Consider the following 13950-nt stretch of genomic DNA (forward strand, 5'->3'; position numbering starts at 1 on the left):
GCCTAGCGGGGCGCGTCGCCCTTGCGGTATTCAGCCGTGAGCTCGTCGAGCTTCTGCTTCAGGGCTGGCTCCAGCTTGTACTCGGCGGCTGCCAACGTGGCGTCGAGCTGTTCGGGCCGGCTGGCGCCCAGCAGCGGCGCGGTGATGAGCGGGTTGGCCATGACCCACGCGACCGCCAGCGTGGCCAGCGGCACACCAGCCTCATCGGCGAGCTTGTGCAGCTGCGTCACGGTGTTGAAGCTGCGCTCGTTCCAGTAGCGGTCCTGGTACATGCCACCGGCGGTGCCCAGGGTGAAGCGGGTGTTTTCCTCGGGCTTGGCGCCGGGCTTGTACTTGCCGGTGAGCAGGCCGCCGGCCAGCGGGTTGTAGGGAATCACGCCCAGGCCTTCTTCGTTTGCAAGCGGCAGCAGCTCGCGTTCGATTTCGCGGAACAGCAGGCTGTAGCGCGGCTGCACCGACACGTAGCGCGTGAGCTTGTGCAGCTCGGCCTTGCCGAGCGCGCGGGCCAGCCGGTAAGCCAGAAAGTTGGACACGCCGATGTAGCGCGCGCGGCCCGACTTGACGATGACGTCCAGCGCCTCCAGGCTCTCTTCGAGCGGTGTTTCGCGGTCGTCGCTGTGCAGCTGGTACAGGTCGACGTGGTCGGTCTGCAGCCGCTTGAGCGAAGCGTCGATGGCGTCGAGCAGGTGCTTGCGCGATGCGCCCTGGTCCCAGCTGTTGGGGCCGACCTTGCCGACGGCCTTGGTGGCCACCACGAAACGGCGGCGTCCGGAGGGGCCTTGCTTTTGCAGCCAGCGGCCGATGATCTCTTCGGTGCGGCCCGTGGTCTCGACGGTGCCGCCCAGCGGGTACACGTCGGCCGTATCCAGAAAGTTGATGCCGCCTTCCGCGGCCTTGTCGAGAATGCTGTGCGACACGGCCTCGTCGGTCTGCAGGCCGAAGGTCATGGTACCGAGTGCAAGGCGCGACACGGTCAGGCCCGTGCGGCCGAGCCGGGTGGTGGGAATGCTCATGGTGGTCTCGATCCGAAGCGATGAGAGAGGTGTGGAAGGGCGGCGGTCATCATAGACACGGCCGCGCAATCCTGCATGCCCCGGCTTTTCAGGTGGCTTCGAGCCGGCCGCCCTGCCGCGCGCCGGCGCGCGCGCTCATCACCGCCCAGCCGAAGATGCCGATGCCGGCCAGCGCCAGCAGCGCCCCGACCCACCCGGTCGAGGTCCAGCCCAGGCCCGCCGCAATGGCCACGCCGCCGAGCCACGCGCCGAGCGCGTTGGCCATGTTGAAGGCCGAGTGGTTGAGCGCGGCGGCAAGCGTCTGTGCGTCGCCGGCCACGTCCATCAGGCGGATCTGCAGCGCCGGGCCGATGGCGACGGTGGTGCCGATGAGAAACACGTTGAACGCAGCGGTAAAGACGTTGTGCGCCGCGAACGTGAACATGGCGAGCACCAGTGCCGCATACACCAGCAGGCCACCGATGGTGCGCATGAGCGACTTGTCGGCCAGCCGCGAGCCGACGAGGTTGCCCGTGACCATGCCCAGGCCGAATAGCGCAAGCACGAAGGGCACGCCGCCCAAAGGCAAGCCAGCCACTTCGATGAGCGTGGGCTTGATGTAGCTGAACACCGAGAACATGCCGCCAAAGCCGATGGCGCCGATGCCAAGCGTGAACCACACCTGCTTGCGCTTGAGCGCGCCAAGCTCGCGCCACGGGCTGGCACCCGCGGGCGCCGCAAGATCGGGAATGTCACGCCGCAGCAGCGCCACGGCAATGAGCGCGATGACGCCGACGAACACGAAGGCCGCGCGCCAGCCGAACAGTTGGCCGAGCCAGGCGGCAATCGGCACGCCGACAAGCGTGGCGCCAGTGAGCCCCAGCATGACAAGGCCCACGGCCCGCGCGCGCCGTCCGGGTGGCGCAAGCGTGGCCGCCACCAGCGCGGCAACGCCAAAGTAGGTGCCATGCGGCAGGCCGGTCGCAAAGCGCAGCAGGTTGAGCGACATGTAGCCCGGCGCCATGGCGCTGGCAAAGTTGCCGGCGGCAAAAATGGCCATGAGCGCAATCAGCAGTGCGCGCCGGCGCCAGCCCGCGGCAAGCACCGCGAGCACGGGCGCGCCGATGACCACGCCGAGCGCATAGGCGCTGATGACGTGGCCCGCCTGCGGAATCGTCACGTCGATGTCGCGTGCAACCTCGGGCAGCAGGCCCATGATCACGAACTCACCCGTGCCAATGGCAAAGCCGCCGACGCCGAGCGCGAGCACGGCCCGCAAGAAGTTGACGGGCCGAGGCGGTGCAGACGAAGAAGAAGAAATGTCGGTGTCCGCGCCGGCATCGGGCGCGGGTGGGGAGGCGTTCAAGGCCAGGCTCCTGGGAGGGTGCCCGGCGGCGACGGGCAAGGCCCGATTTTAGGGTAAACCCTGAATTGCTGCCGATACGCAGATGGCGAGGGGCCGATACCGGGATGGGCCTTCTTGATGCCGCCCCGGCGCGGTCAAATGGCGACGAGCTGCCGCACGCCCTGTGCTTCCATGTCCTTGCCCAGGCCGCGCGCGATCACCTCGCCGCGTTCCATCACAAGGTAGTCGTCGGCCAGCTCCTGGGCAAAGTCGTAGTACTGCTCGCACAGCACGATGGCCATGTCGCCCCGGTCGGCCAGCATGCGGATGACGCGGCCGATGTCCTTGATGATGCTGGGCTGAATGCCTTCGGTGGGCTCGTCGAGGATCAGGAGCTTGGGCTTGGGTGCGAGGGCGCGGGCGATGGCCAGCTGCTGCTGCTGGCCGCCCGAGAGATCGCCGCCTCTTCTGTTGATCATCTGCTTGAGCACGGGGAACAGCTCGAAGAGTTCCGCGGGAATGGGCGTGCTGCCGCTCTTGTACGCCAGACCCATGCGCAGGTTTTCCTCGACGGTGAGTCGCGCGAAAATTTCGCGGCCTTGGGGAACGAAACCGATGCCGGCCCTTGCCCGTTCGTACGGCGTGGCCTTGTGGATCGGCTTGCCTTCGAGCTCGATGCTGCCGCTCTTGATGGGCACCAGGCCCATCAGCGACTTGAGCAGCGTGGTCTTGCCTACGCCGTTGCGGCCCAGCAGCACCGTGACCTTGCCGAGCGTGGCCTCGAAGCTCACGTCGCGCAGGATGTGGGAGCCGCCGTAGTACTGATGGATGTTTTTTACTGTCAGCATTTTGTTGACGCCTTCCTTTGTCTTTGTTGGCGGCGCCCGGTATGCGGCACGGCGCGGTCGGCCCCACTATGCCGGCCCTTCGGGCTCCCCTGTGGTGCTCGCGTTTCGCGGGGTCTCGCAGAACTCGCTTCGCTCAAACAGCTGCGAGCCCTGATCCGCGAAACGCTGCGCTCCTCGGCGGCACAGAGGGGCCGCCCGCACCGCGCCGCATACCGGGCGCTGGTCGTGATGTTGAGGCCGTCTGCCCTCACCCCAGCCCTCCCACAGAGGGAGAGGGAGGAAGTCAGGGAGCGCACCACCGCTCTGACCACAGCCCTCGTCGCCGAGCCCCGGACAACAGCAGCGACGAAATCACCGCCCAAGATAAACCTCGATCACGCGTTCGTCCGACTGCACCTCGTCCAGCGTGCCTTGCGCCAGCACCGACCCATCGCACAGCACCGTCACGATCTCGGAAATGGTGCGGATGAAGCTCATGTCGTGCTCCACCACCATCAGCGAATGCTTGCCCTTGAGCGTGAGGAACAGCTCTGCCGTGCGAGCCGTCTCTTCGTCCGTCATGCCGGCCACGGGCTCGTCGAGCAGCAGCAGCTTCGGGTCCTGCATCAGCAGCATGCCGATCTCGAGCCACTGCTTCTGGCCGTGGCTCAGGTTGCCCGCAAGGCGCGACACGCTGTCGGCTAGGTGGATGGTGTGCAGCACTTCCGCCAGCCGGTCGCTCTGCGCCGAGTCGAGCCTGAACAGCATCGACGCGCGCACGCCCTTGTTGGTCTTGAGCGCGAGCTCGAGGTTCTCGAACACGGTGAGATGCTCGAACACCGTCGGCTTCTGGAACTTGCGGCCGATGCCCAGCTGGGCGATTTCGGCTTCGCGGTGGCGCAGCAGGTCGATGGTGCTGCCGAAGAACACCGTACCCGAGTCGGGCCGCGTCTTGCCGGTGATGATATCCATCATCGTCGTCTTGCCCGCACCGTTGGGGCCGATGATGCAGCGCAGCTCGCCCGGCGCAATGTCGAGCGACAGCTTGTTGATGGCCTTGAAGCCGTCGAAGCTCACGCTCACGTCTTCGAGGTAGAGGATGCGGCCGTGCGTAATGTCGACTTCGCCCGGCGTTGCGATGCGGCCGAAGTCGGCGGAACGGCCGCCCGACTCGGTGCTGCCGCTCACGTAGTGCATGCCTGCCGCGCGGGCGGCGCGCTCGGCGCCGGCTTCCATCAAGTCGGGCGTCATGCGCGCGCTCCCTTCACCTCGGCGGCCAGCGGCGCATGCAGCGCCTCGGGCTCCATGCCTTGCGCGGCGGCCATGGCGCGCTGTGCTTCTTCGCGGCCTGCGCTCGGCGCCGCCTTCTCGCGCGACAGCCACTTCTTCACCAGACCCACGATGCCGTTCGGCAGGAACAGCGTGACAGCAATGAACAAGGCACCCAGGAAGTAAAGCCAGTACTCGGGATAAGCCACAGTGAGCCAGCTCTTCGCACCGTTGACGATGAAGGCGCCGATGATCGGCCCGATGAGCGTTGCGCGACCGCCCACGGCCGCCCAGATCGCGATCTCGATGGAATTGGCCGCGCTCATTTCGCCGGGGTTGATGATGCCGACCTGCGGCACATAGAGCGCACCGGCCACGCCGCACATGATGGCGGAGATGACCCAGATGGTGAGCTTGTACGGCAGCGGGTTGTAGCCCGAGAACATCACGCGCGTTTCCGCATCGCGAATGGCCTGCAGCACGCGGCCGAACTTGCTGCCGATGAGCCACCTGGCAAAGAGAAAGAAGCCCAGCAGCGTGATGCCCGTGAGCGCGAAGAGCGTCATACGCATTTCCTGCGTCGCAATCGGAATGCCGAGGATGCGCTTGAAGTCGGTAAAACCGTTGTTGCCGCCGAAGCCCGTCTCGTTGCGGAAGAACAGCAGCATCGCCGCAAAGGTCATCGCCTGCGTGATGATCGAGAAGTACACGCCCTTGATGCGCGAGCGGAACGCGAAGAAACCGAACACGAAGGCGATGAGGCCCGGCACCGCAACGATGAGGACGAGCGTGGCGATGAAGCTGTCGCTGAAGGTCCAGTGCCAGGGCAATGTCTTCCAGTCGAGAAACACCATGAAGTCCGGCAAGTCGCTCTTGTAGTTGCCGTCGCGGCCGATCTGGCGCATGAGGTACATGCCCATCATGTAGCCGCCCAGCGCAAAGAAGAGGCCGTGGCCCAGCGAGAGGATGCCGGTGTAGCCCCAGATCAGGTCCATGGCCAGCGCGCAGATGGCGTAGCACATGATCTTGCCGACGAGCGCCACGGCGTAGTCGCTCATGTGCAGCGGACTGTCCGCAGGCACCCACATGTTGAGCACAGGCGCCACTGCGCACACCACGATCAGCGCGACGAAGAAGGCTGTCCAGCCCTTGCCGCTCAACAGCGGGCCCTTGGTGGGTAGTACGACCTTGCTCATGCTTCCGCGCTCCGGCCCTTCATGGCAAAGATGCCCTGAGGTCTCTTTTGAATGAAGATGATGATGAAGACAAGCACCGCGATTTTCGCGAGCACCGCGCCCGCCCAGCCTTCGATGAACTTGTTGAGAATGCCGAGCCCCATGGCCGCATACACCGTGCCCGCAAGCTGGCCCACGCCGCCCATCACGACCACCATGAAGCTGTCGACGATGTAGCTCTGTCCGAGGTCTGGACCCACGTTGCCGATCTGGCTCAGCGCGCAACCCGCAAGGCCGGCAATACCGGAGCCGAGCGCGAAGGCGTAGGTGTCGATGCGCGCGGTGTTCACGCCCATGCACGAAGCAATCGGGCGGTTCTGCGTCACACCGCGCACGAACAGGCCTAGCCGCGTGCGGCCGATAAGCCACCCCATCGCAAGCAGCACCAGCGCCGCAAAGATGATGATGCAGATGCGGTTCCACGGCAGCGTGACGTTGCTCAGCATGGTGAAGCCGCCGCTCATCCAGCCAGGGTTTTCGACGCCGACGTTCTGCGCGCCGAACAGCGATCGCACGAGCTGCTGCAGCATCAGGCTGATGCCCCAGGTGGCGAGCAGCGTTTCGAGCGGGCGGCCGTAAAGAAAGCGGATCACACCGCGTTCGAGCACCGCACCCACCAGCGCCGATGCAAGAAAGGAAACCGGAATGGCCGCCACCAGGTACCAGCCGAAAGCCGCCTCGGGCATGTAGCGCTGGAAGATGCCTTGCATCACGTAGGTGGCATAGGCGCCGATCATCATCAGCTCGCCATGCGCCATGTTGATGACGCCCATCAGGCCGTAGGTGATGGCCAGGCCCAGCGCGGCCAGCAGCAGCACCGAGCCCAGGCTGATGCCGCTGAACACGGCGTTGATGCGGTCGCCCCACACCAGCGAGCCGTCGATGCTGGCAATGGAAGCGACGATGGCGGCCTTGACGTCCGCTTCGGTCTCGTCGGCCAAGCGCTGGTTGAGCAGCAGCTTGGTGTCGGGACTGCTGTTGGCGCCGAGCTCCTTGGCCGCAGCCAGGCGCTTGGCCTTGTCGGCGCTGGTAAGCATGCTGGCGGCGCGCACCAGCTGGAGCTGCGCCTTGATGCCGGGGTTGGTCTCGGCGGCCAGCGCCTTCTCGACCATCGGCACGCGCGATTCGTCGGGCTCCTTGAAGAGCGCCTGCGCGGCTTCGGCGCGCACCGCGTCGTCCTTGCTCGTGAGCTTGAGCGCGGCCTGCGCGGCATCGAGCGCACCGCGCATCAGGTTGTTGTTGACCACGTCCTCGGCGGTGTCGGGCACCTTCAGTTCGGCGCCGGTCACCGGGTCATAGCCTTTGTCATCCTTCATCACGAAGACCTTGTCTTCGGTGTACTTGACCGCGTCTTCCGACATGGCCTGGATGAAAGCGGCGGTTTTTTCGTCGGCTGTGAGCACGGCCTTGTTGAGCGCGGTGATGCGCGATTCGGATTCGCCGGAGGCTATGGCCTTGGCTTCGTCGGCGGTCAGCGCGTGGACGGCCGTTGCCATGAGGAGCATGGCGGCGAGTGCGCAGTGAAGGGATCGTCGAAGCATCGTGAAATTCGTGTTGCTCCCTCTCCCCCAGGGGAGAGGGTTGGGGTGAGGGCCAGCGGCCTTCCAACAGAGACGGCGGCCGAATGACCGCCGCTGCCCTCACCCCCGCCCTCTCCCCGAGGGGAGAGGGAGCAAGGCAAGGGACTTGCTGATGATTTACAGCGACTTGCCAGCCGGCTGATCCGGCTTCTTGTCGTTGCCTTCGATGTACGGGCTCCAAGGCTTGGCCTTGACCGGGCCCGGCGTCTTCCACACCACGCTGAACTGGCCGTCGGCCTTGATCTCGCCGATGAACACGCTCTTGTGCAGGTGATGGTTCTTCTCGTCCATCTTCGACACGATGCCGGAGGGCGCCGTGAAGGTCTGGCCGGCCATGGCGGCAATCACCTTGTCGGTGTCCGTGCTCTTGGCCTTCTCGACCGCCTGCTTCCACATGTGGATGCCGATCCAGGTGGCTTCCATCGGGTCGTTGGTGAGCGGCTTGTCCTTGTGGCCGGCAATGTTCTTGGCCTTGGCGTAGTCGCCCCACTGCTTGATGAACGCCGTGTTCGTCGGGTTCTTGATGGACATGAAGTAGTTCCATGCGGCCAGGTGGCCGACCAGCGGCTTGGTGTCCACGCCGCGCAGTTCTTCTTCGCCCACCGAGAAGGCCACCACGGGCACGTCCTTGGCCTTGAGGCCGGCGTTGCCGAGTTCCTTGTAGAAGGGCACGTTTGAGTCGCCGTTGATGGTCGACACCACGGCCGTCTTGCCGCCGGCCGAGAACTTCTTGATGTCGGCAACGATGGTCTGGTAGTCGCTATGGCCGAAGGGGGTGTACTTCTCGTCGATGTCGGTGTCCTTCACGCCCTTGCTCTTGAGGTAGGCGCGCAGGATCTTGTTGGTGGTGCGGGGGTACACGTAGTCGGTACCCAGCAGCACCCAGCGCTTGGCGCCGCCGCCTTCTTTGCTCATGAGGTAGTCGACGGCCGGAATGGCTTGCTGGTTGGGCGCTGCGCCCGTGTAGAACACATTCTTGGAGAGCTCTTCACCTTCGTATTGCACGGGGTAGAACAAGAGACCGTTCATTTCCTCGACCACCGGCAGCACCGACTTGCGCGACACCGACGTCCAGCAGCCGAAGATCACCGAAACCTTGTCCTGGCCGAGCAGCTGCTTGGTCTTTTCGGCGAACAGGGGCCAGTTGGAAGCGGGGTCGACCACCACGGGCTCGAGCTGCTTGCCCAGCACGCCGCCCTTCTTGTTGATGTCGTCAATGGCCATCAGCACCGTGTCTTTCAACACCGTTTCAGAAATGGCCATCGTGCCCGACAGCGAGTGCAGCACGCCGACCTTAATGGTGTCGGCGGCAAAGGCCGGCGCAGCGGAGATGCTGGCCAGGGCGACAGCGGCGGTGAGCGCCTTGAGGGTGAAACGACGTTGCATGTGGACTCCTGCTCCGGGGTGGTTGAAACCTTGTCGCCGGGCTCGCCGGACGATGGAGGGGAGTCTGCGGATTCGACCGCGCGCGAGAAATACGCCGGGTGGCGTACACGGAGGTACTCAGGGGCTGGCCTGGCCCCTAGCGGGGTATCAGGTCAAGCTCCGGCGCTGCGCGCTTGAACTGCGCCGCCGCAAAGGCCCAGACCATCCGCGTCGCGTCCGGCCCGGCCGGGTCGCTGAAAAGCAGGCTGGCGGCGCCGCCGCTCCAGGCGTGGCCCAGGCCCGCAATCTCGCACAGCGTGACCAGCGTGCGGCCCTTGCGCCGGAACTGAGTCACCCGCATGGGGTGCCGCTTGCCGCGCTGGAGCGTGCGCGCGAGGCCCGGCTTTGCGCCCACCGCCGTGGCCCACACGGCCGCGCTGTTGACGGCGTTGCTCGGCGCCACCACGGCGTCGGCATCGCCATGCAGCACCAGCATCGGCGGCAATGTCGCGAAGACGGCAGCGGCGCCCATTGCCTTTCCGACGGCGGTGGAGGGCATCGGCGGCGTGTGCTGGCCGCGCATCGCGCCCAGGGCGGTGGCCGAAGACTTGGCGGCGCCCGGCGCCACACCTGAATGCATGACCACGGCGCGAAAGCGCAGCGGGTAGCGCGTTGCCAGCAACGCGGCCATGCTGGCCCCGGCCGAGAGGCCGGCCAGCGCAATGCGCTCGCGGTCTACCGGATACAGCACGCAGGCCTGGTCGATAGCCGCCATCAGCGTGGCGGCCTCGGCGTCGGCCTTGCCCGAGCGCCGCTCATACCAATTCCAGCAGCCTTGCGGATGGGCCAGCCTGTCTTGCTCCAGGTAGAGCACCAGAAAGCGCTGCCGCACCGCGAGCGCGTTCATGCGCGTGCTGGCCGCAAAGTCGCGCCCGGTCTGGCCGCAGCCGTGCAGCATGACCATGAGCGGCAGCCTTTCGCCGGGCTTCAGCTTCAGGTCGGCCGGGCGAAAGAGGTGATAGCCCCGCGCGCCGCCTGGGCCCAACGCCATGCCGCTGAGCCAATCGCCCCGGCCCGGCGGCGGCTTGAGGCGCTTGGCGGTGGCGCGCTGCACCTGCCCCGTCACGCGCTTGCTGTTGCTCAGCGTGAGCTTGGTCAGGGCTTTCAGGTTGCGCTCATAGGCGCGGGCAAAGAGAGAAGCAGTGGTGGAGCGACGAACCATGGGCGCAGTGTGAAGGCAAAGCGCCGGGCGTCCAAACGAGGCGGTGAAGGCCTGGAGCCCCGCCCCGTGCCTCAGTAGATTTCCGGCACGATCATGCTCGCCGGCACCGGCTGGCGCAGGTAGTCGGCATGGCGCTCCCGCGCGGGCAGCTGAACCGGCGGATGCGCAACCTCCTGGTAGGGCAACTGGCCCAGCAGGTGGCTGATGCAATTGAGCCGGGCCTTCTTCTTATCGACCGCCTGCACCACCCACCAGGGCGCCTCTGGAATGTGGGTGCGCTCCAGCATGATTTCCTTCGCCTTGGTGTATTCCTCCCAGCGGCGGCGGCTTTCGAGGTCCATGGGGCTCAGCTTCCATTGCTTGAGCGGATCGTGAATGCGCCCGAGAAAGCGCATGTGCTGCTCGTCGTCGGTAATGGAGAACCAGTATTTGATGAGCTTGATGCCCGAACGCACCAGCATCTTCTCGAACTCCGGCACGGTGCGGAAGAACTCCTCGTACTCGTCGTCGGTGCAAAAGCCCATCACGCGCTCGACGCCGGCGCGGTTGTACCAGCTGCGGTCGAACAGCACCATTTCGCCGGCCGCGGGCAGGTGCGCGGCATAGCGCTGAAAGTACCACTGGGTGCGTTCGCGGTCGTTGGGCGCCGGCAACGCGGCCACGCGCGCCACGCGCGGGTTCAGGCGCTGGGTAATTCGCTTGATCACGCCGCCCTTGCCCGCCGCGTCACGGCCTTCGAAAAGAATGACCACCTTCTGCTTGCTGTGCTGCACCCAGTCCTGCAGCTTGACGAGCTCGCCCTGCAGGCGGAACAGTTCCTTGAAGTAGGCTTGCCGCGCGGCCTTGTCGGTGGCGCGGGCGGCGGGATCGAGGTCGCCGATGTTGCGGTCTTCGATCTCCAGCTCCAACTCCTCGTCATAGCTGTCGATCAAATCGCGGGCGATGCGTTGCATCAGGTCTTCGTGGTCTGGAAGTGCGCTCGTCAGCATCATGGCTAGCAAAGAGGGATGTGTGAGGTGGAACGGGGCATGCTGCACGCAGCGTATGACCGTTGCGTGACGGATTGGCGTCGGCGGACACGAGGTTGTCATATAGGTCGAACACCATCCGGGGGCACACCCCTTTGGCCTTCCTGATCCACACGCACCTTGCCGGCACTCCATGACCTGGCCGCCAACTCGTACGGCGGCGACGAAGCCGGGCTGATCTGCGGCTATTTGTTCGACGCCGCCGCGCCGGAGCCCGTGCGGTCAATCGACTCGGCGCAGGCCGCGGCGTGGCTGGGCACCGGCGCGCCGCCCTCGTCGGACTCCGCATTCTTGTGGTTGCACTTCAACCTGAGCCATGCCCAAGCCGAACGCTGGCTGCTGCGCCATACGCAGCTCTCCGACACTTTTTATGAGGCGCTGCACGAGGGCCTGCCCTCCACGCGCATCGAACGCGCCGACGATTCGCTGATTGCCGTCATCAACGACGTGCACTTCGAATTCAGCTTCGAGCCCTCGGACATTTCCACGCTCTGGATCAGCGTGGGGCCGCGCCTGGTGGTTACGGCGCGCGCCAAGCCGCTGCGCTCGGTCGATGCGCTGCGAACGGCGGTCAAGGCCGGAGACGCGCCGCGCTCGAGCACCGAACTGCTCGAGCACCTGCTGCGCGCCCAGGCCGACGTGCTGGTGAAGATCGTGCGCGGCGTCACTTCGCGCATCGACCGCATCGAGGACGAACTGCTCGCCGGCCGGCTCGACCACAAGCGCGCGCGGCTCGGCGTGCTGCGCCGGCTGCTGGTGCGGCTGCAGCGGCTGCTCGCGCCCGAGCCCGCCGCCCTGTTCCGGCTGCTTCAGGGGCCGCCGGCCTGGATGGCCGAGCCCGACGCGCAGGAGCTGCGCGGCTCCACCGAAGAATTTTCGGTGGTGCTGCGCGACATGCAGGCGCTGCAGGAGCGCATCAAGCTGCTGCAAGAAGAAATTGCCGCCAACGTCAATGAAGACAACAACCGCAGCCTGTTCGTGCTGACGGTGGTAACCGTGCTTGCGCTGCCCATCAACATCCTCGCTGGCCTGTTCGGAATGAACGTGGGCGGCATTCCGCTGGCCGAGCACAAGCACGGGTTCTGGATCGTGGTGGCCATCGTCGCCAGCTTTACCGCCGTGGCCGCATGGACGGCTTTTCGCAAGAAGCGCTAAGCCGCATCGGCTGCGGCAGTAATGCTATTTATTTAATAGCAACCACAATAGCATCCATGCGCCCGCATCGGTGTTGCAGACCCAATAGAATGATCATGTGTCCTCTATTCTCAATGCCGATCTGCACTGCCATTCCGTGGTTTCCGACGGCACGCTGACGCCCGAAGAACTGGCAGCGCGCGCCGCCGCCAACGGGGTCGAACTCTGGGCGCTTACCGACCATGACGAAGTCGGCGGCCAACACCGCGCGGCCGCAGCGGCGCGCGCCAATGGCATCCGTTACCTAACCGGCACCGAGATCTCGGTGACCTTTGCCGGCGAGACCGTGCACATCGTCGGCTTGGGCTTCGACCCGGACGACGCCGCCATGAGCCAGGGCCTCTACGACACGCGCGGAGGCCGCGGCAAGCGCGCGCAGGAAATGGCCGAGGGGCTGGCCAAGGTCGGCATTCACGGCGCTTACGAAGGCGCACTCAAGTTCGTCGGCAACCCCGAGCTGATCTCGCGCACCCACTTTGCGCGCTTCCTGGTCGAGCAAGGCCATTGCCGCGACACGCCAGAGGTGTTTCGCAAGTACCTGACCGAAGGCAAGCCTGGCTATGTGCCGCACCGCTGGGCCTCTCTGAAAGACGCAGTCCAGTGGATCACGGCCGCCAAGGGCATGGCCGTCATTGCGCACCCGGGTCGCTACAAGTTCACCGCCAACGAGGAATACGCGCTGTTCCTCGAGTTCAAGGCGCACGGCGGGAAGGCGATCGAAGTCGTCACCGGCAGCCATACGACAGCCGAATACGTCGAATACGCCGACAAGGCGCTCGAGTTCGATTTCGCCGCCTCGCGCGGCAGCGATTTCCACAGCCCCGACGAAAGCCATTGCGATCTCGGCAAGCTGCCACCGTTGCCCGGCGCGCTCACGCCGGTGTGGGAACTGCTCAGCCACCGCATTCAGCAGTGAGCCAGAGCCCCGGGCCCGGCACTGACAGCGCGGCAACGGCCGCACTGGCGAATGCCCGCGCCGCTGCGCAGCAAACGCGCGACGTCGAATCCGAACGCATCCTCGCGGGCATTGGCCTGGTGCTGGTGGCGGTGGCCTGCTTTGCCACGCTCGACACGGCCACCAAGACATCGACCGCCGCCGTGCCGATTCTCATGGGCGTGTGGTTTCGCTATGCCTTTCAGGCCGTAGCCACCACGGCGGTGCTGCTGCCCAAGCACGGCACGGCGCTGCTGCGCACTCAGCATCCGCGCTACCAGCTGCTGCGCGGCGCGCTGCTGCTGGCGTCGAGCACGCTGGCCTTCTTGAGCCTGCGCTACATGCCGCTGGCCGAGTTCACTTCCATCGTGCTGATAGCGCCGCTGGTCATTACGCTTCTGGCGGCCACCACGCTGAAAGAGCACGTTTCGGTGCTGCGCTGGGCGCTGGTGGCGGGCGGCTTTGCCGGCACCTTGGTCATCTTGCGGCCGGGCGGCGATGCATTCAGCTGGGCTGTGCTGCTGCCCATCGGGCTGGTGCTGACCAATGCATGGTTCCAGGTGCTCACAAGCAAGCTGGCGCAAACCGAGAACCCGCTCACCATGCATTTCTATACCGGCTGGGTGGGCACGTTGATCGCGTCCCTGGCGCTGCCGTTCGTTTGGACGGCCCTCCCCTCGTGGCACTGGTGGGCATTGCTGTGCCTCATGGGCTTCATGGGCACGGTGGGACACTTCATTCTTATCCTGGCCTACCAGCGCGCGCCGGCTTCCACGCTGACGCCCTACCTTTATGCCCAGATCGCCTTTGCCATGCTGGGCGGTTGGCTCGTTTTTTCACACGTGCCCGACCGCGTCTCGCTCATCGGCATTTCGATGATTGCGGTTTGCGGCGCGGCCGGCGCCTGGCTCACGGTGCGCGAGCGCCGCGTGCCCATCGAGCCGGCGGAATCGTAATCA

Annotated in this window: 12 protein-coding genes; 3 read left to right on the forward strand and 9 right to left on the reverse strand. The window is 65.7% G+C overall.

Going from position 1 to position 13950, the window contains the following annotated elements; all coding sequences use genetic code 11:
• Positions 1-2: 2 nt before the first annotated feature.
• The 9 genes from V9L21_RS00955 to ppk2 form a co-directional block, all read right to left on the reverse strand.
• Positions 3-1013 (reverse strand): aldo/keto reductase, encoded by a 1011-nt coding sequence (locus V9L21_RS00955; protein ID WP_337308361.1) that lies wholly within the window; start codon positions 1011-1013, stop codon positions 3-5.
• Positions 1014-1101: 88 nt separating this feature from the next.
• The gene (locus V9L21_RS00960) at positions 1102-2358 is read right to left on the reverse strand and encodes an MFS transporter (RefSeq protein ID WP_337308363.1); all 1257 of its coding nucleotides are present in this window, start codon (positions 2356-2358) and stop codon (positions 1102-1104) included.
• A gap of 134 nt (positions 2359-2492) precedes the next feature.
• Entirely contained in the window at positions 2493-3185 is a 693-nt protein-coding gene (gene urtE, locus V9L21_RS00965) for an urea ABC transporter ATP-binding subunit UrtE (RefSeq protein WP_307699560.1), read from the reverse strand.
• A gap of 351 nt (positions 3186-3536) precedes the next feature.
• The gene (gene urtD, locus V9L21_RS00970) at positions 3537-4415 is read right to left on the reverse strand and encodes an urea ABC transporter ATP-binding protein UrtD (protein WP_337308368.1); all 879 of its coding nucleotides are present in this window, start codon (positions 4413-4415) and stop codon (positions 3537-3539) included.
• On the reverse strand, positions 4412-5629 hold the full coding sequence (gene urtC, locus V9L21_RS00975) for an urea ABC transporter permease subunit UrtC (RefSeq protein WP_337308370.1): 1218 nt from the start codon (positions 5627-5629) through the stop codon (positions 4412-4414). The genes urtD and urtC overlap by 4 nt, the downstream gene beginning before the upstream one ends.
• On the reverse strand, positions 5626-7173 hold the full coding sequence (gene urtB, locus V9L21_RS00980) for an urea ABC transporter permease subunit UrtB (RefSeq protein ID WP_337308372.1): 1548 nt from the start codon (positions 7171-7173) through the stop codon (positions 5626-5628). Before urtB ends, urtC begins: the two co-directional genes overlap by 4 nt.
• Positions 7174-7365: 192 nt before the next feature.
• Positions 7366-8634 carry an urea ABC transporter substrate-binding protein gene (gene urtA / locus V9L21_RS00985; protein WP_307699557.1) on the reverse strand — a complete coding sequence of 423 codons (1269 nt, stop codon included), beginning with the start codon at positions 8632-8634 and terminating at the stop codon, positions 7366-7368.
• A 136-nt stretch (positions 8635-8770) separates the two neighbouring features.
• On the reverse strand, positions 8771-9835 hold the full coding sequence (locus V9L21_RS00990) for an extracellular catalytic domain type 1 short-chain-length polyhydroxyalkanoate depolymerase (RefSeq protein WP_337308374.1): 1065 nt from the start codon (positions 9833-9835) through the stop codon (positions 8771-8773).
• A gap of 71 nt (positions 9836-9906) precedes the next feature.
• Positions 9907-10824: a polyphosphate kinase 2 gene (ppk2, locus tag V9L21_RS00995; protein ID WP_409514024.1), complete on the reverse strand. Its 918-nt coding sequence runs from the start codon at positions 10822-10824 to the stop codon at positions 9907-9909.
• Between the two features lie 159 nt (positions 10825-10983).
• On the opposite strand from ppk2, the gene V9L21_RS01000 reads away from it, so the two are divergent.
• The 3 genes from V9L21_RS01000 (at position 10984) to V9L21_RS01010 (ending at position 13947) form a co-directional block, all read left to right on the forward strand.
• Positions 10984-12018, forward strand: coding sequence for a transporter (locus V9L21_RS01000; protein WP_337308377.1), 1035 nt, complete (start codon positions 10984-10986; stop codon positions 12016-12018).
• Between the two features lie 97 nt (positions 12019-12115).
• Positions 12116-12973, forward strand: a complete 858-nt coding sequence (locus tag V9L21_RS01005) for a 3',5'-nucleoside bisphosphate phosphatase (RefSeq protein ID WP_337308379.1) — start codon at positions 12116-12118, stop codon at positions 12971-12973.
• Entirely contained in the window at positions 12970-13947 is a 978-nt protein-coding gene (locus tag V9L21_RS01010; RefSeq protein ID WP_157615235.1) for a DMT family transporter, read from the forward strand. Before V9L21_RS01005 ends, V9L21_RS01010 begins: the two co-directional genes overlap by 4 nt.
• The last annotated feature ends 3 nt before the right edge of the window (positions 13948-13950 follow it).

It is taken from the genome of Variovorax sp. CCNWLW235 (genome assembly GCF_037204085.1).
Taxonomy (GTDB): domain Bacteria; phylum Pseudomonadota; class Gammaproteobacteria; order Burkholderiales; family Burkholderiaceae_C; genus Variovorax.

What these genes read in the sequence shown, in the direction of transcription:
- V9L21_RS00955 (WP_337308361.1), bottom strand. Translation starts at nt 1,013, where the DNA reads ATGAGCATTCCCACCACCCGGCTCGGCCGCACGGGCCTGACCGTGTCG.
- urtE (WP_307699560.1), bottom strand. Translation starts at nt 3,185, where the DNA reads ATGCTGACAGTAAAAAACATCCATCAGTACTACGGCGGCTCCCACATC.
- urtD (WP_337308368.1), bottom strand. Translation starts at nt 4,415, where the DNA reads ATGACGCCCGACTTGATGGAAGCCGGCGCCGAGCGCGCCGCCCGCGCG.
- urtC (WP_337308370.1), bottom strand. Translation starts at nt 5,629, where the DNA reads ATGAGCAAGGTCGTACTACCCACCAAGGGCCCGCTGTTGAGCGGCAAG.
- urtB (WP_337308372.1), bottom strand. Translation starts at nt 7,173, where the DNA reads ATGCTCCTCATGGCAACGGCCGTCCACGCGCTGACCGCCGACGAAGCC.
- urtA (WP_307699557.1), bottom strand. Translation starts at nt 8,634, where the DNA reads ATGCAACGTCGTTTCACCCTCAAGGCGCTCACCGCCGCTGTCGCCCTG.
- V9L21_RS00990 (WP_337308374.1), bottom strand. Translation starts at nt 9,835, where the DNA reads ATGGTTCGTCGCTCCACCACTGCTTCTCTCTTTGCCCGCGCCTATGAG.
- ppk2 (WP_409514024.1), bottom strand. Translation starts at nt 10,824, where the DNA reads ATGCTGACGAGCGCACTTCCAGACCACGAAGACCTGATGCAACGCATC.